The sequence below is a fragment of the Ruegeria sp. CDSC002 genome (assembly GCF_059610905.1).
The window spans coordinates 124,348-149,118 of record NZ_JBXWOM010000001.1; the positions used below are offsets into that span (position 1 = coordinate 124,348).

A 24,771-nucleotide genomic window follows, 5' to 3' on the forward strand; every position below is an offset into this window, starting at 1 on the left:
CTGAATTTAGAACATATCGGGGCCGGATGGCCCCTTGCGGTACGCAAAAGGACAAAAAATGCTGGAAATCAAAAACCTGCACGTGAAACTCGAGGAAGAAGAAAAGCAAATCCTCAAAGGTGTCGATCTGACGGTTGAGGCCGGAAAAGTACATGCGATCATGGGGCCAAACGGCTCGGGCAAGTCGACGCTCAGCTATGTGCTGTCGGGCCGCGATGGGTACGAAGTGACCGAAGGCTCTGCCACGCTGGAAGGTGAGGACCTTTTGGAGATGGAGCCGGAAGAGCGCGCGGCTGCGGGTGTCTTCCTGGCGTTCCAATACCCTGTTGAGATCCCGGGTGTTGGCAACATGACCTTCCTGCGCACGGCCGTGAACGCTCAGCGCAAGGCCCGCGGCGAAGACGAATTGTCAGCTGCTGATTTCCTGAAGGAAGTTCGGGCCAAGGCAAAATCGCTGAAAATCGACGCGGACATGCTCAAGCGTCCGGTAAACGTTGGCTTCTCAGGCGGTGAGAAGAAGCGGAACGAAATCCTGCAGATGGCGATGCTGGAACCCAAGATGTGCATCCTTGACGAAACGGATTCGGGTCTGGACGTCGATGCGATGAAACTGGTGGCCGAAGGCGTGAACGCGCTGCGTGATGAAGGCCGTGGCTTCCTGGTCATCACCCACTATCAGCGCCTGCTGGACCACATCAAACCTGATGTCGTTCACATCATGGCAGACGGTCGCATCGTTAAAACCGGTGGTCCCGAACTGGCGTTGGAAGTTGAAAACAACGGCTATGCCGACATCCTGGCCGAGGTGAACTGATGGCTTTGCCCGAAGTAAAACAAACTGCGACCGAGGCGCGGCTGGCCACGCTGACCATGCCCGATGCCGGGTGCACCCGCGCCGCGCGCGAAGACGCGCTGGCCCGCGTGCTGGAAATGGGTCTGCCGGGGCGGCGCGACGAATATTGGAAGTACACGCGCCCCGACACCCTTATCTCGGCCGAGCAGCCGCATGCCGCTTTGTTCCACTCAGACGAGCCGCTGCTGTTTGGCAATCTCGACCGATTGAAGATCGTTTTCATCGACGGTGTGTTCAGCGCCGAAGAGTCGGATGATCTGGAACTGGAAGGTGTCAATATCGACCGGATCGAGGATATCTGCTGCAAGGATATCCACTGGGCCAAAGAGTTGTACGGCGTTCTGGAATCGCGCGGGCAATCCCCGGTTCAGCGGCCGTTGGCTGCTTTGAATACGGCCTTTGCCGCAGACGGCGTTGCGATCCACGTCACCGGCAAACCGTCCAAGCCGATCAGCCTGATCTATCGCCATGCATCCGAGACCTCGGACGCCATGCTGCACCACATCATCCGTGTCGAAAGTGGCGCTGAGGTGACGGTTCTGGAAAACGGTCCTGCGGCATCGCGGTTCAACAAATGCATCGAGATCGACATCGCCGATGGCGGTACGCTGCATCACGTGCGTGCGCAGGGCAGGGACCATGAACGTCGCGCTGCGACTCACATGTTCACGCGGTTGGGACGGGAATCTGTCTTTAAGTCCTTCACGCTGACGGTGAATGGAGTTTTGACCCGCAACGAACAGGTGATCGAACTGACCGGCGACGACGCTATTGCTCATGTGGCAGGCGCCTGCGTAGGTGATGGTGATTTCCACCATGACGACACGGTTTTCGTCACCCATGACGCGGTGAACTGCGAAAGCCGTCAGGTCTTTAAGAAAGTTCTACGCAACGGCGCGACCGGCGTGTTCCAGGGCAAGATCCTGGTCAAGGAAGGCGCACAGAAGACAGACGGCTATCAGATCAGCCAGTCCTTGCTGCTGGATGATGACAGCCAGTTCCTCGCCAAGCCCGAACTTGAGATCTATGCCGACGATGTTGCGTGTTCGCACGGCTCGACCTCGGGTGCGATTGATGAGACGGCGCTGTTTTACCTGCGTTCGCGTGGGGTTTCGGTTAAGGACGCCACCAATATGCTGACTCTGGCATTTTTGGCCGAAGCCGTCGATGAGATCGAGGATGAGGTATTGGCTGAGGCCATCGTAAACCGCCTTGAAGGCTGGCTGTCGCGACACATCTGATGCCTTTGACCTCGGATATCGTGGCCACCTATCGGGGGCCGGGTCGTGTCGTGCGGCGGCTTCTTGATCTAGGCCCGCGCGAGGACCGGGCGCTGATGTTTGTCATGGCGTTTTGCATTGTGGCATTCATAGCGCAATTGCCCAGCCTTGCGCGACGCGCGCATATCGAAGGGCTTCAGCTGGATATGCTGATGGGCGGTGCCTTGATGGGCACTGTCATTATTCTGCCTCTGTTTTTCTACCTGCTGGCCTTTGTCTCATACGGTGCGGCCCGATTGGTTGGCGGTCAGGGGACGTCTTATGGCGCTAGATTGGCTCTGTTCTGGGCGCTATTGTCCTCAACACCTCTGGTTTTGTTGAATGGTTTGGTCGGCGGTTTCATAGGATCTGGCCCGACCCTGACACTCGTCGGGATCGTCTGGTTCGCAGTGTTCCTGTGGTTCTGGCTGGCAGGTCTCAGTCAAGCACAAAGGCGGCAAGAATGAATCCCACTGGCTTTGTTGATCTTGCGATTTTGACCCTGACACACCCCGCCCAAGCGGCCCGGCGCCTTTTGGACATGCGCCCGGGGCGAGAAATCTTATGGCTTTCTTTCTTTCTGGCCGTGGTGCTCAACGGCCTTGTGCAACTGGGTATTGATCATTTGCTTCCAGTCCCCGGTGATGAATCCGTACCCCCACCTACGCCAGTGTTCCTGGGGCTGGTCCGATCTGCCGGCGCCATGCTGCTAAGCGTCGGGGCATTCCTGTTCGTAGGGAGGTTTCTGGGTGGCCGTGCAACATTCGATGACATCCTGACGCTGACCATCTGGCTGCAGTACCTTCAGATCGCTGCGATGGTGATCACGCTGGTCATCACGATCGTGCTGCCGTTTTTGATGCTGATGTTTTTGCTGGCCACCGCGATTATCAGCCTTTACGTCACGCTCCATTTTCTGAATGAAGCGCACCAGTTCGGTTCGCTTGCTAAATCTTTCGGGGTCATCGTGTTATCTGCTTTGATTGCAGTGCCCTTTGTCCTCGCTTTAACGCCCGGCGGCCCCGTATAGGGAATAGAAGACCATGTATGACGTGCAGAAAATCCGCTCAAACTTTCCAATCCTGTCTCGGGAAGTGAACGGCAAGCCGTTGACCTATCTGGACAATGGCGCATCGGCGCAAAAACCGCAGGTCGTGATTGATGCGGTGACACGGGCATATTCCGAAGAATACGCGAATGTTCACCGCGGCCTGCATTACCTGTCCAATCTGGCGACCGAAAAATACGAATCCGTTCGCGGAACCATCGCCCGTTTTCTGGGCGCGGCGGACGAAGATGAGATTGTCTTGAACTCGGGCACGACCGAGGGGATCAACCTGGTCGCCTATGGCTGGGCCATGCCGCGCATGGAGGCCGGAGATGAGATCGTGCTGAGCGTGATGGAACACCACGCCAATATTGTCCCCTGGCATTTTCTGCGCGAACGTCAGGGCGTCGTCCTGAATTGGGTCGATGTGGACGCAGATGGTGGGCTTGACCCGCAGGCCGTGATCGACGCGATCGGTCCCAAGACCAAGCTGGTTGCAGTGACGCAGTGTTCGAACGTGTTGGGCACAGTGGTTGACGTCAAAGCGATCACAGAAGGCGCACACGCGAAAGGCGTTCCGGTGCTGGTCGATGGCAGCCAGGGCGCTGTGCACATGCCCGTCAATGTCGCCGATATCGGCTGCGATTTCTATGCAATTACTGGCCACAAGCTTTATGGCCCTTCGGGGTCGGGTGCGATTTACATCAAATCCGAACGCATGGCCGAGATGCGCCCCTTTATCGGTGGCGGCGACATGATCAAAGAGGTCAGCAAGGACCAGGTGATCTACAACGACCCGCCAATGAAGTTCGAGGCCGGAACGCCCGGTATTGTTCAAACCATCGGTTTGGGTGTTGCGCTGGATTACATGATGGATCTGGGGATGGAAAATATCGCCGCTCATGAGGCCGGGTTGCGCGAATATGCTATGCAGAGACTGACTGGTCTGAACTGGTTGCAGGTTCAGGGCACACGCCCGGACAAGGCCGCGATCTTCAGCTTTACCATGGACGGGGCAGGGCACGCGCATGATGTCTCGACCATTCTGGATAAGAAAGGCGTGGCTGTTCGTGCCGGGCACCACTGTGCCGGTCCGCTCATGGATTTCTACGGTGTCACGGCGACTTGCCGCGCTAGCTTTGGTCTGTACAACACCACGGAAGAGGTCGACATACTGATCGACGCGCTGGAATTGGCACACGATTTGTTTGCGTGAAACCTGGCCGATCAGGAAAGATTTGCAGTTGCACCCGGATCGGATCAGGGTTAGCTAACGGCCAAGGCACCTGTAGCTCAGCTGGATAGAGCGCTGCCCTCCGAAGGCAGAGGCCAGAGGTTCGAATCCTCTCAGGTGCGCCATTACTTTTATTGGCTGACGGCTAGTTGGGTTATGATTTTGCCCTCTTAAGCCCGCTTTCGCTTCGGCTTTCAATAGATTAGGCCGGGAAATGCACCGGCTCAGACCTTCTGCTATCGTGAAAGACCAAATGCCTTGCGATACTTTGGGATAAAGAGCTCTTTTCCTTTCATCTTGCGGGTGATCCAATCGCCAACAGTCGCAAAGAGCCAACTATTGCCGACATGAGGTCCCAGCGGAACGAGGATCGGTGCCTTCTTCCAAGGCGCATAGGGTTTTTGATCTTCGACCGCTTGTCCCTTCAACACCTGCTTCAATGTCTTGATCAACCATGGGTTTTGCCTAGTGATCGCGACAATCGTCATACCGTCTCCTATGTCGGCGATGTCGCCCGCAATGAAGACATTCGGAAAATTTGACGGGCGCATCCACTTGTCGGTTTTGATCCGGCTGGATGGTACAGCGTTCACCCCAGGCATAGTCTGGATCAAGGTCGTATTTGGTTTTGATCCGACGACCGGAAACACCAGATCAACGGAGACAACCCGACCATCGGTCAGTTTCACCGAACCCGCGTAAGGCATGTCCATGCGCTGTAAATCCTCGACTCTTTGATCAAGCACGACAGATACACCGGCGCGTTCAAGTTTGCGTTTGATCTGGCTGCCAAACCTAGCAGGGTACATCGGGAAAAGGGTATCGTCCGACGAAATCAAAGTGATGTCCTTGTCCGGTCGTGCCGCAGCAATTTCACCCGCCAGTTCTGTGCCAACAGCACCAGCCCCGACGATTGCCACCGATTTCGCGGCTGCCAATTGCGCGCTGACGTCTGCGCTGGTCTGGCGAAAATCATCAATGCTGTCGCCCGATGGTTTGAACGGTGCTGCATAGGACGAACCTGTGGCCACGACGATAAAATCAGCCGGATAGACACTGCCATCTTCCAGGGTCACTTCGGTTTGAGACACCGATACAGCGCGGCCACGCACGGACCCGCCCGTTCTTTAGCAAGCGATCATACGGCAGAACGATCTGATCCAGCAAAGCAGGATCCAAGAGCGCCCGGATTGTCGCCGGCGGCTGCACAAAAGCTTCGCGTTGCTCGATCAGTGTGACATCTGCATGTGCATCCAATTCTTTGGCAACTTCAAAGCCGACATATCCGCCACCAACAATCACTACCTTCTTCTTGCTCATCCCAATCCTCATTGCATTTGGGTGTTCCGGGCAGTAGTTAGAATTACATGATCAAAACGACAAGTACGGTCATTTAGGATACTGTCATGACAACTCTCGAATCGAAAGAGAATTGCCTTATTGAGCCGTTGATCGAAGCGATTTCGGGTAAGTGGAAACTTTTGATTGTCTATTGGCTGGCCCAGGAAACCTCGCGGTTTAATCAGCTTCAGCGAAACCTTGGCAGCATAACGCACCGAACACTGACCCGCCAGCTAAGTGAGTTGCAAGAAGCGGGCTTTGTTTCACGCAAAGACTTCAAAACCATCCCGCCCCATGTGGAATACAGCCTGACGCCTTTAGGGCAAAGCTTGATACCTCTGCTGCAGGCCATGCATGACTGGGCGGCGAGCAACGCAGATCTGCTGCACGATCCGAGATGATGGCACGTAGTAAGCTAAACCGCGATAGCAGGCGTGCTGGCGCCATTGCTCGGAATGAAGCCCGGATGCCGGACAGAAGCAATTATACCAGCACTAAGAGCAGATAGGCGGCAAGGGCCACTACAATGGAAAACAGAACCACCGGCGGCGGTCTATCAGTATCCTTGAGTTCTTGCTGAAACGAACCGGCATAATATGCCAGATAAAGCGCGGCAACCAGCAGGAACAAAGCTATTACTTTGGCGACAATCGAAATCATTAATCTTTCCTCTAACGCCGCAATATGACTCCTTTCTCGTAAAAAATCTCTTCATAAAATCGCGATATTTTTCATCATGTTATATGAAAATTCGCGAGGAGTGCGCGCTGGCTCACCTAAGAATGACGTTTTCAAGTCCGTGAGAACACATATTCGGCAGCCAATTCCGGTCCTGTTAGCGCGGCAATCAGCGATCCCGTATCCGGGCAAAACATGTACGCTGGTAGTCCAAAAAACAAAGAGCGCCCAAGGGCGCTCGTCGTTGAGAAACAGTTTGGGTGTCTTTTAGCCGCCCCAGCTGCGAACCTCGCCGCAATCCATATGGACGAAGTTCGAGCGGTGATACTTGCCAACACCGCCAGCGCGACAGGACATGGCTGCTTTGGCCATCTGGGATACGGAACGGGAGGACAGGCGCAAGTCTGCAGCCTGGCCTTTCATGTGCAGCGAGTTCTTGGCCACACGACGCGAACGAGACCGCAGCATTGCATTGGTTTGGGGGGAGCGGTAGCCGGACAAAAGAGTGTAGGGCTCATTCACGTCCAGAAGATTATGAGAGGCTGCCATAATGTCGATGGTGCGCAGATCCATGGATTTGGCCTGATCAGTACGCCAGTCGCGCATGAAGTGGTTCACTTCTTTGACAGCGTCCTTGATGTATTTTCCGTCAACCCAATATATCATATCAAGCCGTTCGCCCGTGCGGCCCGAATACATACGGATACGGCGAATATCGCCGCCACCGCGCAAAAAACCTGCTGCATTGGAATAAGTCGGTGCTGCTACAACTGCTGTTGCAGCGAATGCGCCCAATAGGGCACGCCGGGTCAAGCCCGATGTACTGCTCGTGGTCATTTCGTTTCGTCCCGTACTGTTCCTGCCTGCACACGATGTTACGCGCGCGATCTTAATTTTTTCCCATCCCAGATGCGGGATTTATGACACAGTACGAAATGCCAGCCAAGAAATCTTTCACATTCATCTTTTCAAGGGGGAATTTTCGGCGATTTTTTGCGCAGGTGATGCAAATCGGTATAGTATTGAGGCAATTAGGCGTTGGCGCAACGCAGCCGATGCAAACGCGCATCAGGCTCGGATGGATGCTTCGGATTGATGTATTTGTGAATGGACAAAACGTCCAGCTGAAAACCATATTCATTCGGAACGCGCCTCAGAACGCGCAAAGTATTGAATAATCAAGGTCATCCCATGCGAGCACTTTATCGGTTGCCTAAAAGTCTTATCTTCGCCGCTTGCATTACGGCGTCTGCCTCTGTGGCAAGTGCCCAGTCTGCACCCGGAACGGCATTTCAAATGGCTGTGGCCGAGTTTGCGCCTGCAGGTTCAGGTCTGGCAGAGTTCTATCGTACCAACGCCTTTGCTCCAATATGGGTGGGCGACACGCCTGAGCATGAAGCGCGCAGAGCGCGGTTGATAAAGGCGTTATCTTCAACAAACCTGCATGGCTTGCCCGAAGGGGGCTTTGACGTTCAGTCGATCGTATCAAAAATGCAGGACGCCAGATCGCTGCGGGATTTGGGTGCGGTTGAAATCGAATTAAGCAAGGCGTTTGTCAGCTATGCAAGTGATCTGTATTCAGGCGCATTGCGTCCTGCGCAGATTGACGATGGGCTGGTCCGCACAGTGTCGCGTCGGTCGGCGAATGACCATTTGCAGGGCCTGCTTACTGCGGAGGGTGACGCGTATTTCGATCTGCTTGCACCGCAATCCACCCAATACCGCGCGTTGATGAAACAGAAGATCGCGCTTGAGGCATTGGTCAACCAAGGCGGTTGGGGTGCTGGTGTGCCTGTGGGTAAGTTGGAATATGGCGATACCGGATCTAATGTAATTAAGCTTCGTAACCGTCTGATTACAATGGGGTATCTAAGCCCGACCGCAAGTCCCGAATTCGATGAGGCAATGCTGGCTGCTGTCAAAGACTTCCAGCAGGCGCACGGTCTGGCCACCGATGGTGTCGCCGGAGAGGGCACGATCACCGAGCTTAACCGCACGGCGTCCGAGCGTTTGAAGGCCGTGTATGTTGCACTGGAACGAGAACGCTGGTTGCCGCGGGAACGGGGTGAGCGGCACATTCTGGTCAACCAAGCCGACTTTTCGGCCAAGATCGTGGACGATGGCCGGGTTACCTTTGAAACCCGCGCCGTGATCGGCAAGAACGTGCATGACCGTCGTAGCCCGGAGTTTTCGGACGAGATGGAGCATATGGTCATCAACCCCAGTTGGTATGTACCGCGCTCGATCATCACCAAGGAATATCTGCCAAAATTGCAGTCAAATCCAAACGCCGTAGGTCACATCCAGATCACAGATCGCAGCGGTCGTCTGGTTAATCGGGGCGCGGTTGATTTCTCCCAGTTCAACACCAGAAACTTCCCGTTTGCTATGCGTCAACCCCCGAGCAAAAGCAACGCGCTTGGGTTGGTGAAGTTCATGTTCCCCAATAAGTACAACATCTATCTGCATGATACGCCTCAGAAATCTCTGTTTGCACGTGAGACGCGGGCGTTCTCGCACGGGTGTATCCGTTTGGCGCAACCTTTTGAGTTTGCCTATGCGCTTTTGGCCAAGCAGGAAGAGGACCCAAAGTCGTTTTTCCACCGTATATTGGCGTCCGGCAAGGAAACGACTGTCCCGCTGGAACAGCATGTTCCGGTTCACCTGATCTATCGCACCGCCTATGTCGGTCCGAAAGGTGAGGTTCAGTACCGCCGCGATGTCTATGACCGGGACCGAAAAATCTGGGACGCTCTGCAGAAAGCAGGGGTAGCCCTGCCGGACGTTCAGGGGTAATCACCGGGGGCAGGTCCTTAATTCGGGAAGCCCGTCATGCAGTACACTATTCAGCAAATCGCCGAAGCTTTGGGCGCGGACTGTCAGGGTGAAGTTGGCCTTGTTATAGAGCGCGCCGCAGAACCGGTCGATGCCGGGCCGTCTGACCTGGCAATGGCGATGTCGCCGAAATACGCGGACGCGCTTAGCACGGGTGCCGCCCGCGCCGCCGTTTTGTGGGAAGGTGCGGATTGGCAGGCTCTGGGGTTGGAGGCCGCGGTTTTTGTGCCGCGTCCACGCATGGCGATGGCAGGTATCACGGCAATGCTGGATCGCGGGCAGGGAGTTCAGCCGGGCATTCACCCCTCTGCCGTGATCGACCCAACGGCGGAGATAGGCGAGGGTGCCTCGATCGGTCCATTGGTAGTTGTTGGTGCCGGTGCGCGTATCGGTAAGAATGCGGTCATCGGGCCACATTGCGTGATCGGTCTGGATGCCGTTCTGGGTGACCACGCCTTTCTGCGCGAGATGGTGAGTATCGGAGCACGTGCTCAGATCGGTGACCGTTTCATTGCCCAACCCGGTGCGCGGATCGGCAGCGACGGTTTCAGCTTTGTTACGCCCGAGGTATCAGGCGTGGAAAACGCCCGCAAATCCATGGGCGATCAGGGTGAAGCCCGGGCGCAGAGCTGGCTCCGCATTCATTCTTTGGGTGCCGTCGAGATTGGCGATGATGTCGAAGTCGGTGCGAATTGTACCATTGACAATGGAACCATCAGGAACACCCGCATCGGCGATGGTTCAAAGCTCGATAACCAGGTTCATATCGGGCACAACACCCGTGTTGGGCAGGATTGCCTGTTATGCGGGCAATCCGGTGTGTCCGGATCAGTTGAAATTGGAAACAACGTTGTTTTGGGCGGACAGACCGGAGTGTCGGACAATATCTTTATCGGCGATGGTGTGATTGCGGGCGGGGGCACAAAAATCCTATCCAACGTTCCCAAAGGGCGCGTGGTTATGGGCTATCCCGCCATCAAAATGGAAACGCATACAGACATTTACAAAGCGCAGCGCCGGCTGCCGAGATTGGCACGTGACGTTGAGGCGCTGAAAAAGGCTGTTTCCAAACAGCCTCCGAGCGATTAAATCAACCTCAACATGATAATTAGAGGATCGACATGAGCATCAGCGACCGCGTCATCGCAATCATTGCAGAGCAGGCCGTGCTGGAGCCGTCGGATGTGACACCCGAAAGCACGCTCGAAGATCTGGGTATCGACAGCCTTGGACTGGTCGAGAGCATTTTTGCCATCGAGGAAGAGTTCGATATCTCAATTCCGTTCAACGCAAACGAGCCGAGCGCCAGCGACTTCGACATCTCGAATGTCGCGGCCATCATCACCGGTATCCAAAAGCTGGTGTCGGAAAAGGTCTGACATAATCCTATGAAACGCGTCGTTATCACCGGGGCCGGTACAATCAATTCACTGGGCCATTCGGTGCCTGATACGTTAGAGGCTATGCGCGAAGGGCGCTGCGGTATCTCTGCGCTTGAATTTCGCGATGTTGAAAGACTGGCCATTCAGATTGGTGGTCAGGTCCGCGGGTTCGAGGCCGAGGGGCGGTTTAACCGCCAGCAAATGACCCTGTATGACCGGTTCACACAATTCACTCTGACAGCGGCCAAAGAAGCAATTGATCAATCCGGGATCGAATTCCACGGTGACCTCGCGGCCCGCTCGGGCGTTGTGTTGGGAACCGCTGGTGGAGGCGTTTCGACCTGGGATGACAACTACCGTTCCGTTTACGAGGATGGCAAAAACCGGGTGCACCCGTTTGTCGTTCCCAAGCTGATGAACAATGCGGCGGCCAGTCACGTCTCGATGGAGCATAACCTTAAGGGCCCCAGCTTTACGGTGTCGACGGCCTGTGCCTCGTCCAACCACGCAATGGCGCTGGCGTTCCAGATGGTACGCAGCGGTGCTGCTCCGGCGATGCTGACCGGTGGGTCAGAGTCGATGTTGTGTTTTGGTGGTGTCAAAGCCTGGGAAGGGCTGCGTGTCATGTCCAAGGACGCCTGCCGCCCGTTCAGCGCGAATCGTAATGGCATGGTGCAAGGCGAAGGCGCAGGTGTCTTCGTGTTCGAAGAATTCGAGCACGCCCGCGCCCGTGGGGCTGATATCCTGTGTGAGGTCGTGGGTTTTGCGATGTCGTCAGATGCGTCGGACATTGTCATGCCCAGCAAACAGGGCGCTGCGCGTGCCATGTCGGGCGCGCTTGCGGATGCAGGGTTAAGCGCGGACAGTGTTGGATATATCAACGCGCATGGAACCGGCACCGCGGCCAATGATAAGACGGAATGCGCTGCCGTGGCCGGCGTCTTTGGTCCTCATGCGGACGAACTGATGATATCTTCGACCAAGTCGATGCACGGCCACCTTATCGGTGGCACCGGCGCGGTCGAACTGCTGGCCTGTATCATGGCACTGCGGGATGGCGTGATCGCTCCGACCATCGGCTATGAAGAGCCGGACCCCGAATGCGCGCTGGATGTCGTGCCAAACGAAGCCCGCGAGGCGAAAGTGGACGTAGCACTGAGTAACGCCTTTGCATTTGGCGGGCTGAATGCGGTAATTGCCTTAAAACGCATATAAATGCTGATTTCAAACAAAGACGCCGCCGGTAAAACCCGGCGGCGGTCTTAGCTTAGCGAAACCTCAGTTCTGCAGAACTTTCAAGCCTTCAAAACCTGCTGTAAAGCCTGACAGCGATACTTCAAGTTGCAGCAGTTGGTTTGGTGCGAGAACTGACACAAGCGACAAGGTCGCTTTGGTTCCGACCTTCATTGCCTCCACGTCGCCCTCGGTAAAGCCCATCTGCGCGACACAGCCAACGGGGTTACAGTGATGGTAGTCATAGCGCTTGCCCGGAGCACCATCGATCGAAAGCGCCAGCTGCGCCTGTAGCATCGTTTCTAGCGGGACAACCACAGTTGCTCCGGCAACCGCGGCCACGCCTTCGGGCAGTTTTTCCAGAGTGATTTCCGCGATCGGCTGGCCTTGCTCGCCAGTCAGGATCTGACGCATCGCGCAGGGATCTTCGTCGGCATCGGTCTTGATGCACAGGATCGCCCAGTCGCCTTTTTCTTCCTTGACGTATTGTTCGCCGTTACGCGGACCGGTTTCACCCAGGTCCAGATCGTTGCCGATCTGAGTTTGCGAGGTCTGGGGTTGCTGTTCGGTTTCCTGCGTCGTTTCCTGAGCGTATGCGACTCCGCACCACAAAGAAGCGGTCACCAGGCTGACTGAAAGGGTGTTCTTGATCATGATTGCCTCGGTCTTATGTTGGACTTTTTCACTCGTCTATCACCCTTGTCCCACACTGTCAGGGGCTAAGGTGGGTCATTTCAACATGTGAACGGTTTTTCGCCGGGTTATCGGAAATCTAGCGCGACGGCAAAAAGAACAAAGGGAGCCGGTGGAGCGGCTCCCTTCTAAAAATTTTCTCCCCGTCGGACTGGCCGACTTATTTATGCGCAGACGTTACGAAAGGCAGGGGCATCGGTCAACTGAAAACCTGAAATTTTAATGTAACGGCCATGATTTGTGAAAAAAACCGCGCCCGAAGGCGCGGTCAGTCGACAGGGAGGAAATATGCCGCCCCGTAACCTTAGTGACGTGGGCAGCAATTAGACTTTCGCAGTTAAAGGTTAACTTTGTATGCTGGCCGCAGATCGGTGGAAATAAGGCCTTACATTCATGGACCAAAACATATTCTTGGGCGGCGGTGGCAACGACTACAGCCAGCCGCAGTCGCTGACGCTGAAGTATGCCAACCGTCACGGCATGATCGCGGGGGCGACGGGAACAGGTAAAACGGTGACACTGCAAATTCTGGCCGAGGGGTTTTCCCAAGCCGGTGTTCCGGTATTCCTGTCTGACGTCAAAGGGGACCTGTCCGGTCTGGCCAAGGCGGGGAGCGAAGGCCACAAGCTTCACCAGGCGTTTCAGGATCGCGCCCAGCGGATCGGCTTTGCCGACTATGCGTATGGCGCGTGCCCGGTTACGTTTTGGGATCTGTTCGGGCAACAGGGACATCCCGTTCGTACGACAGTAACCGAGATGGGACCTCTGCTGCTGTCGCGCCTGATGGATCTGAGCGAAGCACAAGAGGGCATTCTGAACATCGCGTTCCGGGTGGCAGACGAAGAGGGCTTACCGCTATTAGACCTCAAAGACCTTCAGTCCTTGCTGGTCTGGATTGGGGAAAATAGGGCTCAGTTGTCTTTGCGCTATGGCAATGTCTCAACCGCTTCGATCGGGGCCATTCAACGCCGCCTGCTGGTGCTGGAAAACCAGGGTGGCACCAAACTGTTTGGTGAACCCGCGCTGGAATTGGCCGATCTTATGCGCGTGGATGAAAACGGGCAGGGCGTCGTGAACATCCTTGCTGCTGACAAGCTGATGGGGTCACCGCGTCTGTACGCAACATTCCTGCTGTGGCTGCTAAGCGAGCTGTTCGAAGAACTGCCCGAAGTTGGCGACCCGGACAAACCCAAACTGGTGTTCTTCTTCGACGAAGCGCATTTGCTGTTCGATGATGCGCCCAAGGTTCTGGTGGACAAGGTCGAACAGGTCGCCCGCCTCATTCGCTCCAAGGGGGTGGGTGTCTATTTCATCTCGCAGAATCCGGCGGACGTTCCAGAAGACATTCTTGGCCAGCTGGGCAACCGGGTGCAGCATGCCTTGCGCGCATTCACGGCGCGGGATCGCAAGAACCTGAGACTTGCAGCAGAAACCTATCGTGAAAACCCAGCCTTCGACACCGAAGAGGCGATCCGTGAAGTTGGTGTCGGTGAGGCCGTGACCTCGATGTTGCAGAAAAAAGGCGTGCCAGGGATCGTAGAACGCACTTTGATCCGCCCGCCCGGAACGCAACTGGGTCCAATCACCAAGGCCGAGCGGAAAGCGCTTATGGATGCGTCAGCGATGAAAGTGAAATACGGGCAGTTGAAGGACAGGAAATCTGCCTTTGAAATCCTTCAGTCCCGCGCAGATGCAGCAGCGCAAGCAGCGGCCGAAGCCGAAGAACAGTTGGAAACTCAATCCACGGCCGAGCGTGAATTTGCGACAGCAAGACGCTATTCCGGCAGCCGGGTCGGGCGGTCATCCTCTCGCGTGATGCGTAAGAAAGACACGTTCGCAACCGCGATGAGCGAGGCCGTGATCAAGGAACTGAAAGGAACAACCGGACGCCGTATTGTTCGCGGCATTCTGGGCGGTTTGTTCAAAGCCAGATAAGGGTTGTGCCGGGTAGAAACCTTCTACCCGGCGCGCATTCTGTTACTTCAGACGGCGCTGACCTTCTTGGCGGCAGTAGGCATCCGCCTCGGGAACCGACATCTTGGTTGCCGGGAAGTTGATCGCCCGATCCCAGGTCACACGGTCCTGACGATACAGCTGGCAGGTGACTTCGCCCTTGGGCGTCTGCACCTTGACCGGGGTGGATTCCAGATCTTCGGGTGAGGGAATACAACCGGCCAGCGTTACGAACAGCGGGACGATAAGGGCTATTTTAGTGAAGGAAGTATTCATGTGCACTCTTCTTATACTCGTATGTTTCCCGAATGATCGCGGGCCAAGGGGCAATTTAGCGTAAATAGTGGCCAAAAAGACGGCTGCATCAAGGCGGTACTGGGATTCGTCTAATCCGTATACTCCACAAAATCAAGAAACCGCACCAGTCAGTTGGCGCGGTTTCATGAATTGATGGATTGTGATCTTACTTTTCCGGAATCAGACCCCTTGGACTGAACCTGAGAACAATCAGCAGGACTAGGCCCATGGTGAACAGCCGCATATGCGCGGCGCTGTCGATCAAATGAGATTTGAGCGCGCTGCCATCTGGCATACTCGATGTGATCAGGCTCATGAACCACAACCCCATTGGTTCGACCTGAACCCACAGGAACCAGATCAGGAATGCGCCTAGAACAGCGCCGAAATTGTTGCCTGAACCGCCCACAATGACCATCACCCAGACAAGGAACGTAAACCGCAGCGGATTGTATGTGCCCGGCGTAAGTTGCCCGTCCAGAGTTGTCATCATCGCACCGGCGATGCCACAGATTGCCGAGCCGAGCACGAATATCTGCAGGTGGCGGCGGGTGACATCTTTGCCCATAGCCTCTGCCGCGACCTCATTGTCGCGGATGGCGCGCATCATGCGGCCCCACGGGCTTTTCAACGCCATTTGCGCCATCCACAGCAAAGCAAGCAGAACGATCATGAACAGCAGCGAATAGCCCAGTTTGACCGAAAGCGTCGACGCGATGACGGGGTCCAAGCCGAACCAATCGGCGCGCGCGACAAAGCCGGGATCGTTCTGCAGTTCGACCTCGTAGCCTACCACGGGGGCAGGGCGCGGGATGCCGTAGACATTCTTGACGCCCCGGGCCAGCCAGTCTTCGTTCTTCATGATCGCAATGATGATCTCGGCAATGCCAAGCGTTGCAATTGCCAGGTAGTCCGAGCGGAGACCCAGCGCCGTTTTTCCGATCAGCCACGCCGCACCAGCAGCCAACAGACCACCCGCAGGCCAGGCCACAAGGACCGGCAGGTTCAAACCGCCGAGGTTGCCGGCAACTGCCGGATCGATTGCTTCAACACCAGCCACGCTGGGATCGAATACCGCGCGGTAAACAAAGAAGCCTACAATAAGAATGGCGACAATCGTCAAGGTTTGGGTACGGCCCTTCGGCATCCGGGTCGCCACCAGCACCGCCGCCACAACGGTCGCAGCCCCCAAAAGCAAGGAAAGAACGATGCCGTACCCGCCCGAAGACCACGCACCGGGTGTTGGAGCGGTCGATACCAACACAACAGCCAGACCACCCAGCGCCACAAAGCCCATGACGCCGACATTAAAGAGGCCAGCAAATCCCCACTGGAGGTTCACCCCAATCGCCATGATGGCTGAGATCAACCCCATGTTCAGGATCAGGATCGCGGAGTTCCAGCTTTGTGTGAAACCGGTCAGCAGGATCAAGCCGCCAACGACAACAAAAAGCAGCGTGTTTTTGACAGACTCGGTCATACCGCTTTTCCTTTAAACAGGCCGGTAGGCTTGAACAGAAGCACGATCAGCAAGATGGCAAAGCTGACGGCGAATTTGTAATCGGTGGATAGGAATTGCACTAGTCCCGAAGGCGCCAGGCTTTCTGGCGCGACGTAAGTCAGCACTTTTTTCCACGCATAAGTTACGGTGACCTCGGAAAACGCGATAATGAACCCGCCCGCGATGGCGCCCAGCGGGTTGCCAAGACCGCCGACAATGGCCGAAGCGAAGATCGGAAGCAGAAGTTGGAAATAGACAAAAGGCTTAAAGCTCTTGTCCAAACCATAAAGAACACCAGCGGTGGTCGCCAATGCCGCCACGATAATCCAGGTGATCATCACAACGCGCTCGGGGTTAATACCCGAGAGCAGCGCCAGATCCTCGTTATCGGAATAGGCTCGCATCGATTTGCCCGTGCGTGTCTTGTTGAGGAACCAGAACAGCAGCGCCACCGCAATAACGGCAACTACCAGAGTGATGCCCTGAGAGGTCTTGATCGCAAGCCCTTCACGTAATCCGGTCATCGCCTTAAAGTCACGGGCGGATATGATAAATCGCGCGCCGTCTGAAAACCTTTGGTCATCCGGTCCGATGACAAAGCGAACAAGCCCGTTCATGATGAACATGACGCCCATCGAGACGATCACAAGGATCACCGGTTTGGCCTTTTGCTCCCGATAGAACCGATAGACCAACCGATCGGTTATCAGAACAAGTACGATACAGCCCAGGATCGCAAAGGGCAGGGCCAGCAGCGCGGTGGGTAGTGGGCCAAAACTCACTCCGGCGGCTTGCAGGCCCCAGGTGACCAGCACGGCAATCATCGCGCCAAAGGCCATCGTGTCGCCATGGGCAAAATTCGAAAACCGCAGGATGCCGTAGATAAGCGTGACCCCCAGCGCCCCCAGAGCCAACTGGCTGCCGTAAGCAACCGCAGGCACGATCACAAAGTTCGAAAGCGCAACAAGCGCGTTTAGTAAGTCCATCAATTCTTCTCACTGTCCGGGTGCGGCTTTATGGCACGACGCTTATGTCAGACACAACAATTTGCGCTCCCTTTTTTGGGCTGAAAGGGCCGGAATGTGAGAGAGTTATCGCTTTGTCAGCTTACGGGGTCATCGCAAATGCCACGGTCGTTTGCAGTGTGCTGCCCCTTGATGGACATGTCATAGTTTAGGTCGTCGAAATCGACGACAAAAGTGACCACGTCTTTGTCCATGATGTGGAGAAACGTCAGCGAGTTAACACCCGGTAGAATCTTGGCTTCACCCCGAATTGTGTCCGTTATGATGAAGCCGGTATCAGTCGTACCCGAACGGGCCAGAGTAACGCTACTACCATCGGTGTCCGAGACGCAGGTCACGACAAAATCAGCGCCGTCCAGCGGTCCGGAACCAGCAGCCAAACCAAATGAGGGGGCGAGAAGGGCGAGTGTCAGTGCAGTCAGATTTTTCATGGTGTCCCTTGGTGGTTTGCTCTGCCTTCCAGATTGGGGTTTCTGCTGGAATGCGGGTGGTTGAGAATGAAGGGCGAACGGAGATCCGCGACGCCCTCATCTGACCTAGACAATATCATTCGGAAAAAAAGAAGAGTGAGCATGTGCTCACATCCTCTTGATGTTTCTTGAGATTTTAACCTCGAAAGCCCCGATTTGTTTCGGGGCTCTCTGAGAGAGCACTTAGACTTCTTTACATGTCCCGTGATCGGTACCGGCATGTGGGCCTTTGACTGAAAGATCATAAGACATGTCGTCATAGTGGACGACAAAGGTCATGACATCTTCGCCTTCGATATAGACAAACGTCATGTTGCCAACGCCTTTTAGCACCATGGCATCGCCGGAAATGTTCGCAGTCTCGATGTTGCCCTTGTCTCCTTCCGGTGCCCTGTTGAGGCGCACTTCGCTACCGTCGCGGTCTGAGACGCAGACAAAGTGGCGCTCTTCCGCCGTTGCGGCAGTTGCGCACAAGGTGGCGACGGCCACACACATCCATTTTTTCATTTATGGGTCCTGAATAGAGTTTTTCATTCAGAAGGTTCGCGTGATTTCACGGAGCTAACTTTGGTTGACCGGGAAACCGTTTCCTTCACAAAGCCCGGCGCTAAACGCACAATGTGACCGGATTGCAGCCGAGGCGTGGAAATCTTGGGATGGTAGGAGAATTTCGGGAAACTTCGGGTATTGATTTCAGACAATTTCGGGAACAAGGATGACGTTGGAGAGCGCCATAATGGCATTGAGGAACTCCATTAAAACTCCAGTCCGCATTTTCCGGAGAATGCGCGTCTTGCTTGGCCTGCTTGCGCATAATCGACATAGCGCATTGGCAGGGTAAGAAGTGTCACTGCCACTTCGGTGTCTGAGGTCTTCGTCACATACATGTTTATGTGTTTGTCGTCCTGTGTCCGAGATGCGGTCAGCAAGTCGTTTTTCGCGGTGGCGGTCCACTCTTGTCCATTTGATAAACGGATTTTCGAAGTGATTTCGCCTGCCCTTGCTATCTGATCCACAGAAAAGTCACCAAAATTGCTTTGAACAAGCTCTGGTGGAGTACCCAAAAGTTCGTGCGTGAGTTCAGCGCCCTCGCAGTCCTCCACATACGCGCAGGTTTCTTGCAAGGCGCAGGGAGTTGAAAGCGCTGTACTGCCAATTGCGGTAAACGCGAGCGTCGCCACGGCCTTCAACTCACCCACCCAAGAAACTCTTTCGCACCTCAGGATCGGCCAACAGTTCCTTGCCTGTACCGGTATAAGCATTTCGACCTTGAACCAGAACGTAACCCTTGTCGGCAATCTCCAGGGCCTGACGAGCATTCTGCTCCACCATCAGGATTGGCAAACCAGTGCGGGAAACCTCGATGATCCGGTCGAACAGCTCGTCCATCACGATGGGCGATACACCTGCGGTTGGTTCGTCCAGCATCAGCACCTTAGGCTGGGTCATCAGCGCGCGGCCGACGGCGACCTGCTGACGCTGACCGCCCGAAAGCTCTCCAGCCGGCTGGTTGCGTTTGTCACGCAGGATGGGGAAGAGGTCATAGACCTGCTCCATCGTCTGACTGATGTCGTCGCGACGGATGAAAGCGCCCATCTCAAGGTTTTCTTCGACCGTCATCGACGTGAAGATGTTCGACGTCTGTGGAACAAATCCCATACCGCGGATCACACGGTCCTGCGGGGTGAGATTGGTGATATCTTCGCCATCCAGGCGGACAGAGCCCGCCCGCACGTCCAGCATCCCGAACACGGCCTTCATGGCGGTCGACTTTCCGGCACCGTTAGGGCCAACGATGACTGCGATCTCACCCTTGTCGACCGCGATAGTACAGTCGTGCAGGATGTCCGGCCCTTTGCCATAACCGCCGGTCATGGCGTCGCCGATCAGAAAGGGACCGCCTTCAACCTTGGATACGGGACCGCTTTTCGCATGCGCGGGCGTCATGGTGCCAACGCCGCGGGTATTGGTGATCGAGGCGTCTTTGTTGCCGTGATCGTCCTGATAGGGATTATCGCCTGCACCCGCGGTCATGTTTGGGCCTCCAGCTTGTCTTTGTTCTTGAGGCCGGTCCCCAGATAGGCTTCGATCACGTGCTCATTGGCCTTGATCTCGTCCAGAGTACCTTCGGCCAGAACCTTGCCCTCGGCCATACAGATGACCGGGTCGCAGATCTTGCCAATAAAATCCATGTCGTGCTCGATGACGACGAAAGTATAGCCGCGTTCCTTGTTTAGACGCAGGATCGTGTCGGCGATGGTCATCAACAGGGTGCGGTTCACGCCTGCGCCGACCTCGTCCAGAAACACGATTTTGGCGTCGACCATCATGGTGCGGCCGAGTTCCAGCAGCTTCTTCTGACCGCCCGAGACCTGACCCGCCTTGTGGTCGGCCAGATGTTCGATAGTTAGAAACTCAAGCACCTCATCGGCCTTGGCCTTCAGTGCTCGTTCTTCGTCGGCGATGCGCTTGCGACCAAACCAGGTGTTCCACAGGGATTCACCTGATTGCGTGCCGGGCACCATCATCAGATTCTCGCGGCAGGACATCGAAGAGAATTCGTGCGCGATCTGGAAGGTGCGCAGCAGACCCTTGTGAAACAAGTCATGCGGAGGCAGGCCGGTGATCTCTTCGCCGTCCATGAACACTCTGCCGCTTGTCGGAGGCAGAACGCCCGCGATCACGTTGAAAAGGGTGGTCTTTCCCGCCCCGTTCGGCCCGATCAGGCCTGTGATCGAACCTTTTTGGATTTCCAGCGACGCCCCATCCACCGCGTGAAACCCGCCGAAATGCTTGTGCACGTCCTCGACGACGATCATCTCTTCCCCTAGCCACCCTTGTCGGTGTTTCTGCTTCCTCGACCCCAAAAGGTGAGGTGCGGCCTTTTTTCATTGAAACAGCCCGGACACAAGGCCCGGGCTGCTTGATTTTATGACGTTTAAGACCGGTTCAACGGAAGTTGACGGTCTTGTTTTCGCCGTCGGTTACTTCGATCTCGCGATAAGACCCCGCGCTTTCACCGGGGCCGATCAGCTCAACACCCGACGCGCCGACATAGTCGATGTCCTGACCAGCGGCGAGAAGCTCCAGACCTTTGGCCAGTTCACCCGGATAGATCTTCTCACCCGGGGCGTTGGCGACATCCAAGATCTTGGCACCGTATTCAGCCGGGTTAGTGGAACCTGCCGCCTGCATGGCCAGCATGAACAGTGCGGCAGCGTCATAGGATTCAGGCGAATAGGGCGACGAACCGTCAAAGCCTGCGGCCTCGGCCATCGCAAAGTACTTTTCAGCACCTTCACCGCCCGAACCGGCGATCTGACCAAACGAGCCGTTCAGGTCGGGACCGACGTTGGAAGGCAGCGAGTCACCGATCATGCCGCCCGGCAGACCGAATGTTTCGAACGCACCGCTGTCCAGCGAGGACTGGATGATGCCCAGACCGCCCTGGTCCAGATAGCCTGCGACAACCAGAATATCGCCACCAGCCGATGCCAGAGCACCAACTTCAGCCGAGTAGTCAGCCTTGCCGTCTTCGTGCGCGGCAACGATGGTCACTTCACCACCGGCTGCTTCGAACGAGGATTGGATCGCGTCTGCCAGACCCTTGCCGTAGTCGTTGTTGGTGTAGGTCAGGGCGATCGAGTTGATGCCGCGATCCTTCAGGATGTCAGCCATCACTTCGCCTTCACGTGCATCCGACGGGGCGGTGCGGAAGAACAGACCATTGTCTTCCATGGTCGACAGACCCGGTGATGTCGCCGACGGCGAGATCATGACCATGCCGTTCGGGATCGCCACGTTTTGCAGGATCGCACCGGTCACCCCCGAGCAGTCGCCGCCGACAATACCGGCAACGCCGTCCGCGATCATGCGTTCGCCGTTCGATGTCGCCAGACCGTTGTCGATACAGCCGGTGTCAGCGCGCGACGCGGTGACCTTTGAGCCGTCCAGCAGTTTGCCGGATTCGGTGACTTCGGCCATCGCCATTTCGGCACCCGAACCCATCGCTGGTGCCAGCGATTCAATCGGGCCGGTGAACCCAAACAGAACGCCCAAAGTGACGTCTTCGGCCAGTGCCGGACCAGCCAGCAGAGCGGATGCTGCAGTTGCAGTAAGCAGCTTTTTCATATGGTTACTCCCTTATTGGAACGTATTCGTTCTGGGCAAGACCCTAGGCAAGCTGTCTGGAAAAGAAAAGTCCTAACGCAAATGTGTTTTTGTTCCCTATAGTTTTGATTGTTTTGTTGGGTTTGTCTCATTGCCTGGTGGCTGGTATGCCGCAAATGGAGTTGTAATGTTAAGAATATTCACGATTCTATTTTTTTCGATAAAGGCTGGTTTGGTTAGTGCGGACACCCTTCAGACTTTATCCGGTCCTGTGCAGATCGAACCTATGACCCAGAATTTGGATGAACCGTGGGCGATTGGTGTATTGCCTGACAAAGGGTTTCTGGTGACCGAGCGTAACGACGGACTTCTTTATGTGTTGGATGGACAAACCAAACGGGTAAAAGGCGTGCCGAGAGTGTCCGCGAAGGGGCAGGGCGGTCTGTTGGACGTCACTATCGCACGCGACTTTCTGGATACGCGTGAAATTTTCCTGACCTTTACCAAACGCCAATTCCGCAAGTCCGGTAATGCGATTGCGGTTGCCAGACTCTCTGAAAGCGGCGACAGGCTGACCAAAGTGCGTGTTATCTTCGAAGCCGTGCCAGGCGGTAGAACTGGCAAACATTTCGGGTCTCGCGTGGTTGAGGCGCAAGACGGAACCCTGTTGGTGACCATCGGAGATCGCGGAGACCGACCGGCGGCGCAAGATACTTCCAATCACATGGGATCGGTGATCCGTGTCAACCGCAATGGTACTGTACCTGATGACAATCCGTTTGTCGGAAATGAAGATGTACGACCCGAAATCTGGTCCATTGGCCATCGCAACCCACAAGGGGCCGGATTGGACGCGCAGGGTCGCCTTTGGATTTCGGAACACGGGGCCAAAGGAGGGGATGAAGTCAATTTGGTGCAACCAGGTTTGAACTATGGCTGGCCCGTCATTTCTTACGGCGTGCACTATTCTGGTGAGAAAATTGGCGAAGGCACCGCAAAGCCGGGCATGGAGCAGCCTGAGCACTATTGGGACCCGTCAATGGCTCCTTCGGGATTGATGGTGTATTCCGGCAAACTGTGGCCGGATTGGAAGGGGAACATTTTTGTCGGGTCGCTTAAGTTCGACTACATCGCGCGACTGACAGGATCGCCGCTACAAGAGGTCGAGCAGATCAAGGGCCCTGAAACGATACGGGTGCGCGATATTGTTGAGGCCCCGGACGGTTCCATTTGGTTCATTTCGGTTGGTGAGGGGGCCGTTTACAGATTATCACCACAACCTTAAGAAGAAATTGGCGAAATTTAAAGGACACCTTAATGCGCTACCTACTTGTTAGCTTCTACATGATTATTTCCGCGTGCGCTGCTTACGCAGATGAAGCCTTTCAGACATATTCAGACTTTGAACAATATGTAGACAAACGGATTAAGAATAGAGAGTTTTCAACAGTTATAAGTCGATTGGGCGGAGCCGACGAATACACCAAACAACAATTGCAGATGATCCAAAATCAGCTCCGTGATGTCGTTCCGTTCTATTTGACCGACGGTGCAATTGTTAAGCGTATTGAACTCGAAAATGGATTTTCACAAGAAATGAGAGCCTATTGGAACAAGGACAACAGCTACTTGTTTCTTTATGCGTTCCTACAAGAACGAAATGATGGGGTGATTGTGCTTCAATTCTCGATGAACACAAGCCCGGAACCGGTTTTGCAAATGTTCTAAAATATCAGACCGAAAGCCGCCCGCTTTGAGCACCACGCTCGCGGTAAGGCGTGGTGTTGTAATGAGCCCGGTAGCATTTTGAGAAATGGCTGGGCGAGGCAAAACCGCAAGCCAGAGCCACGTTGATCACGCTCATATCTGTCTGCATCAGCAGGTTGCGCGCTTTGTGCAGGCGCAGCTCCATATAGTATCGCTTGGGCGAGCGGCTGAGGTAACGACGGAACAGGCGTTCCAGCTGGCGCGTGGACATGCCGACATCCTTGGCCAGAATCGAGGGTGATATCGGCTCTTCGATGTTCTTTTCCATCATCAGGATGACCTGGCTCAACTTTGGATGACGCACACCAATCCGGGTCGGGGTCGACAGGCGCTGTGTGTCCTGATCGGTACGGATCGAGGAATAGATCATCTGATCCGCTACGGCATTCGCCAGATCCTCACCATAATCATCGGCAATGATCTTGAGCATCAGGTCGATTGAGGACGTGCCGCCCGCGGTCGTCATCCGGTTACCGTCGATCTGAAAAACCGATTTGGTAAGCTCGACCTCGTCGAATTCTTCGATAAAGCTGTCAGAATTCTCCCAGTGGATCGTGGCGCGTTTGCCGTCCAGCAACCCGGCTTTGGCCAACGTATAAGCTGCCGTACACAATCCGCCGATGCGCAAACCGCGCCGGGCCTCGCGTCGGACCCAATTCAGCACTTTCTTGGTTGTCGCCAATTGAACGTCTACGCCACCGCAGATCAGAATCACGTCGTCGCGTTGCAGTTCGACCAAGTCGGTTTCAACGTTAAAGGTAGTCCCGGCAGAACAGCTGACCGTATCACCACCTTCACCGGCCAGGGCCCACGTGTAGAGTTCTTTGTCTGCCATACGGTTGGCAATCCGCAGGCTGTCCAACGCCGAGGCAAAAGACAGCAGGGAAAACTTGTCCAAAAGGACAAACACGAAATGCCGAGGATTGGCCTCAGCGCTTTCCACTGTGACAACTTGGCGTTGCTCTTGCATGGCTTGGTGTCCTTGATTCGGCGCGTTGTTACGTCGCGTCCGGCGTCGTTGTTGCCAGCCACCATGATCAAAGCTTGTTTCCGACGTCAAGAGGCGCAAAAGGGATATGGTCAGTCTTCAAT

Annotated in this window: 28 protein-coding genes and 1 tRNA gene; 14 read left to right on the forward strand and 15 right to left on the reverse strand. The window is 55.4% G+C overall.

Annotated features, from left to right (window positions below):
• Positions 1 to 58 precede the first annotated feature (58 nt).
• The 6 genes from sufC (at position 59) to AC2FJE_RS00670 (ending at position 4,519) form a co-directional block, all read left to right on the forward strand.
• Positions 59 to 814, forward strand: a complete 756-nt coding sequence (sufC, locus tag AC2FJE_RS00645; protein WP_058271675.1) for a Fe-S cluster assembly ATPase SufC — start codon at positions 59 to 61, stop codon at positions 812 to 814.
• Positions 814 to 2,094 carry a SufB/SufD family protein gene (locus AC2FJE_RS00650; protein WP_496760423.1) on the forward strand — a complete coding sequence of 427 codons (1,281 nt, stop codon included), beginning with the start codon at positions 814 to 816 and terminating at the stop codon, positions 2,092 to 2,094. The genes sufC and AC2FJE_RS00650 overlap by 1 nt, the downstream gene beginning before the upstream one ends.
• The gene (locus AC2FJE_RS00655; protein WP_496760427.1) at positions 2,094 to 2,579 is read left to right on the forward strand and encodes a YIP1 family protein; all 486 of its coding nucleotides are present in this window, start codon (positions 2,094 to 2,096) and stop codon (positions 2,577 to 2,579) included. Before AC2FJE_RS00650 ends, AC2FJE_RS00655 begins: the two co-directional genes overlap by 1 nt.
• The gene (locus tag AC2FJE_RS00660; RefSeq protein ID WP_109311875.1) at positions 2,576 to 3,142 is read left to right on the forward strand and encodes a Yip1 family protein; all 567 of its coding nucleotides are present in this window, start codon (positions 2,576 to 2,578) and stop codon (positions 3,140 to 3,142) included. The genes AC2FJE_RS00655 and AC2FJE_RS00660 overlap by 4 nt, the downstream gene beginning before the upstream one ends.
• Positions 3,143 to 3,155: 13 nt before the next feature.
• The gene (locus AC2FJE_RS00665) at positions 3,156 to 4,376 is read left to right on the forward strand and encodes a cysteine desulfurase (RefSeq protein WP_496760429.1); all 1,221 of its coding nucleotides are present in this window, start codon (positions 3,156 to 3,158) and stop codon (positions 4,374 to 4,376) included.
• Positions 4,377 to 4,442: 66 nt separating this feature from the next.
• A tRNA-Arg gene (locus AC2FJE_RS00670) sits at positions 4,443 to 4,519 on the forward strand.
• A 111-nt stretch (positions 4,520 to 4,630) separates the two neighbouring features.
• Here the strand turns inward: AC2FJE_RS00670 and AC2FJE_RS00675 are convergent.
• Both AC2FJE_RS00675 and AC2FJE_RS00680 read right to left on the reverse strand, forming a co-directional pair.
• Positions 4,631 to 5,470: an FAD-dependent oxidoreductase gene (locus tag AC2FJE_RS00675; RefSeq protein ID WP_496760431.1), complete on the reverse strand. Its 840-nt coding sequence runs from the start codon at positions 5,468 to 5,470 to the stop codon at positions 4,631 to 4,633.
• Positions 5,436 to 5,714, reverse strand: a complete 279-nt coding sequence (locus tag AC2FJE_RS00680) for an NAD-binding protein (RefSeq protein ID WP_496760433.1) — start codon at positions 5,712 to 5,714, stop codon at positions 5,436 to 5,438. The genes AC2FJE_RS00675 and AC2FJE_RS00680 overlap by 35 nt, the downstream gene beginning before the upstream one ends.
• An 86-nt stretch (positions 5,715 to 5,800) precedes the next feature.
• Here AC2FJE_RS00680 and AC2FJE_RS00685 point away from each other — a divergent pair, with 86 nt between their 5' ends.
• Positions 5,801 to 6,136: a winged helix-turn-helix transcriptional regulator gene (locus tag AC2FJE_RS00685; protein WP_282118412.1), complete on the forward strand. Its 336-nt coding sequence runs from the start codon at positions 5,801 to 5,803 to the stop codon at positions 6,134 to 6,136.
• An 82-nt stretch (positions 6,137 to 6,218) separates the two neighbouring features.
• Here AC2FJE_RS00685 and AC2FJE_RS00690 read toward each other — a convergent pair whose 3' ends face one another.
• Both AC2FJE_RS00690 and mepK read right to left on the reverse strand, forming a co-directional pair.
• Positions 6,219 to 6,395, reverse strand: coding sequence for a hypothetical protein (locus AC2FJE_RS00690; RefSeq protein WP_282118413.1), 177 nt, complete (start codon positions 6,393 to 6,395; stop codon positions 6,219 to 6,221).
• A gap of 285 nt (positions 6,396 to 6,680) precedes the next feature.
• The gene (mepK, locus tag AC2FJE_RS00695; protein ID WP_113790634.1) at positions 6,681 to 7,250 is read right to left on the reverse strand and encodes a peptidoglycan L,D-endopeptidase MepK; all 570 of its coding nucleotides are present in this window, start codon (positions 7,248 to 7,250) and stop codon (positions 6,681 to 6,683) included.
• 354 nt (positions 7,251 to 7,604) lie between these two features.
• Here mepK and AC2FJE_RS00700 point away from each other — a divergent pair, with 354 nt between their 5' ends.
• Genes AC2FJE_RS00700 through AC2FJE_RS00715 form a run of 4 tightly spaced genes read left to right on the forward strand, consistent with a single transcriptional unit; the run spans position 7,605 to position 11,845 of the window.
• Positions 7,605 to 9,209, forward strand: a complete 1,605-nt coding sequence (locus tag AC2FJE_RS00700) for a L,D-transpeptidase family protein (RefSeq protein WP_496754079.1) — start codon at positions 7,605 to 7,607, stop codon at positions 9,207 to 9,209.
• Between the two features lie 36 nt (positions 9,210 to 9,245).
• Positions 9,246 to 10,337: a UDP-3-O-(3-hydroxymyristoyl)glucosamine N-acyltransferase gene (gene lpxD, locus AC2FJE_RS00705; RefSeq protein WP_496754077.1), complete on the forward strand. Its 1,092-nt coding sequence runs from the start codon at positions 9,246 to 9,248 to the stop codon at positions 10,335 to 10,337.
• A gap of 32 nt (positions 10,338 to 10,369) precedes the next feature.
• Positions 10,370 to 10,627: an acyl carrier protein gene (locus tag AC2FJE_RS00710; protein WP_058271604.1), complete on the forward strand. Its 258-nt coding sequence runs from the start codon at positions 10,370 to 10,372 to the stop codon at positions 10,625 to 10,627.
• Positions 10,628 to 10,636: 9 nt separating this feature from the next.
• Positions 10,637 to 11,845, forward strand: a complete 1,209-nt coding sequence (locus AC2FJE_RS00715; protein WP_282168295.1) for a beta-ketoacyl-[acyl-carrier-protein] synthase family protein — start codon at positions 10,637 to 10,639, stop codon at positions 11,843 to 11,845.
• A gap of 63 nt (positions 11,846 to 11,908) precedes the next feature.
• Here AC2FJE_RS00715 and AC2FJE_RS00720 read toward each other — a convergent pair whose 3' ends face one another.
• A complete protein-coding gene (locus tag AC2FJE_RS00720; RefSeq protein WP_109311523.1) occupies positions 11,909 to 12,517 on the reverse strand; it encodes an invasion associated locus B family protein in 609 nt (202 codons plus the stop codon).
• 432 nt (positions 12,518 to 12,949) lie between these two features.
• Here AC2FJE_RS00720 and AC2FJE_RS00725 point away from each other — a divergent pair, with 432 nt between their 5' ends.
• On the forward strand, positions 12,950 to 14,491 hold the full coding sequence (locus AC2FJE_RS00725) for a helicase HerA-like domain-containing protein (protein WP_472723783.1): 1,542 nt from the start codon (positions 12,950 to 12,952) through the stop codon (positions 14,489 to 14,491).
• A gap of 42 nt (positions 14,492 to 14,533) precedes the next feature.
• Here AC2FJE_RS00725 and AC2FJE_RS00730 read toward each other — a convergent pair whose 3' ends face one another.
• The 9 genes from AC2FJE_RS00730 to AC2FJE_RS00770 all read right to left on the reverse strand — a co-directional run bounded on the left by AC2FJE_RS00730 (position 14,534) and on the right by AC2FJE_RS00770 (position 21,933).
• Complete coding sequence (locus tag AC2FJE_RS00730) at positions 14,534 to 14,785, reverse strand: hypothetical protein (protein WP_282118418.1); 252 nt, start codon at positions 14,783 to 14,785, stop codon at positions 14,534 to 14,536.
• A gap of 187 nt (positions 14,786 to 14,972) precedes the next feature.
• Entirely contained in the window at positions 14,973 to 16,286 is a 1,314-nt protein-coding gene (locus tag AC2FJE_RS00735) for a branched-chain amino acid ABC transporter permease (RefSeq protein ID WP_282118419.1), read from the reverse strand.
• Positions 16,283 to 17,293 carry a branched-chain amino acid ABC transporter permease gene (locus tag AC2FJE_RS00740; RefSeq protein WP_282118420.1) on the reverse strand — a complete coding sequence of 337 codons (1,011 nt, stop codon included), beginning with the start codon at positions 17,291 to 17,293 and terminating at the stop codon, positions 16,283 to 16,285. Before AC2FJE_RS00740 ends, AC2FJE_RS00735 begins: the two co-directional genes overlap by 4 nt.
• Before the next feature lie 116 nt (positions 17,294 to 17,409).
• The gene (locus AC2FJE_RS00745; protein WP_496754072.1) at positions 17,410 to 17,763 is read right to left on the reverse strand and encodes a hypothetical protein; all 354 of its coding nucleotides are present in this window, start codon (positions 17,761 to 17,763) and stop codon (positions 17,410 to 17,412) included.
• A 222-nt stretch (positions 17,764 to 17,985) separates the two neighbouring features.
• A complete protein-coding gene (locus tag AC2FJE_RS00750; protein ID WP_058271611.1) occupies positions 17,986 to 18,309 on the reverse strand; it encodes a hypothetical protein in 324 nt (107 codons plus the stop codon).
• Between the two features lie 248 nt (positions 18,310 to 18,557).
• Positions 18,558 to 19,001 (reverse strand): hypothetical protein, encoded by a 444-nt coding sequence (locus AC2FJE_RS00755; RefSeq protein ID WP_496754070.1) that lies wholly within the window; start codon positions 18,999 to 19,001, stop codon positions 18,558 to 18,560.
• Positions 18,994 to 19,836: an ABC transporter ATP-binding protein gene (locus AC2FJE_RS00760; protein WP_496754066.1), complete on the reverse strand. Its 843-nt coding sequence runs from the start codon at positions 19,834 to 19,836 to the stop codon at positions 18,994 to 18,996. The genes AC2FJE_RS00755 and AC2FJE_RS00760 overlap by 8 nt, the downstream gene beginning before the upstream one ends.
• Positions 19,833 to 20,621 carry an ABC transporter ATP-binding protein gene (locus tag AC2FJE_RS00765; protein WP_282118423.1) on the reverse strand — a complete coding sequence of 263 codons (789 nt, stop codon included), beginning with the start codon at positions 20,619 to 20,621 and terminating at the stop codon, positions 19,833 to 19,835. The genes AC2FJE_RS00760 and AC2FJE_RS00765 overlap by 4 nt, the downstream gene beginning before the upstream one ends.
• Before the next feature lie 130 nt (positions 20,622 to 20,751).
• Positions 20,752 to 21,933, reverse strand: coding sequence for an ABC transporter substrate-binding protein (locus AC2FJE_RS00770; protein WP_282168299.1), 1,182 nt, complete (start codon positions 21,931 to 21,933; stop codon positions 20,752 to 20,754).
• A 265-nt stretch (positions 21,934 to 22,198) separates the two neighbouring features.
• Between AC2FJE_RS00770 and AC2FJE_RS00775 the strand changes: the two genes are divergently transcribed.
• The gene (locus AC2FJE_RS00775) at positions 22,199 to 23,197 is read left to right on the forward strand and encodes a PQQ-dependent sugar dehydrogenase (RefSeq protein ID WP_496760436.1); all 999 of its coding nucleotides are present in this window, start codon (positions 22,199 to 22,201) and stop codon (positions 23,195 to 23,197) included.
• Positions 23,198 to 23,229: 32 nt separating this feature from the next.
• Positions 23,230 to 23,640, forward strand: coding sequence for a hypothetical protein (locus tag AC2FJE_RS00780; protein WP_282168301.1), 411 nt, complete (start codon positions 23,230 to 23,232; stop codon positions 23,638 to 23,640).
• Positions 23,641 to 23,644: 4 nt separating this feature from the next.
• On the opposite strand, the gene AC2FJE_RS00785 is transcribed toward AC2FJE_RS00780, so the two are convergent.
• Positions 23,645 to 24,649, reverse strand: coding sequence for a GlxA family transcriptional regulator (locus tag AC2FJE_RS00785; RefSeq protein ID WP_282118425.1), 1,005 nt, complete (start codon positions 24,647 to 24,649; stop codon positions 23,645 to 23,647).
• Between the last annotated feature and the right edge of the window lie 122 nt (positions 24,650 to 24,771).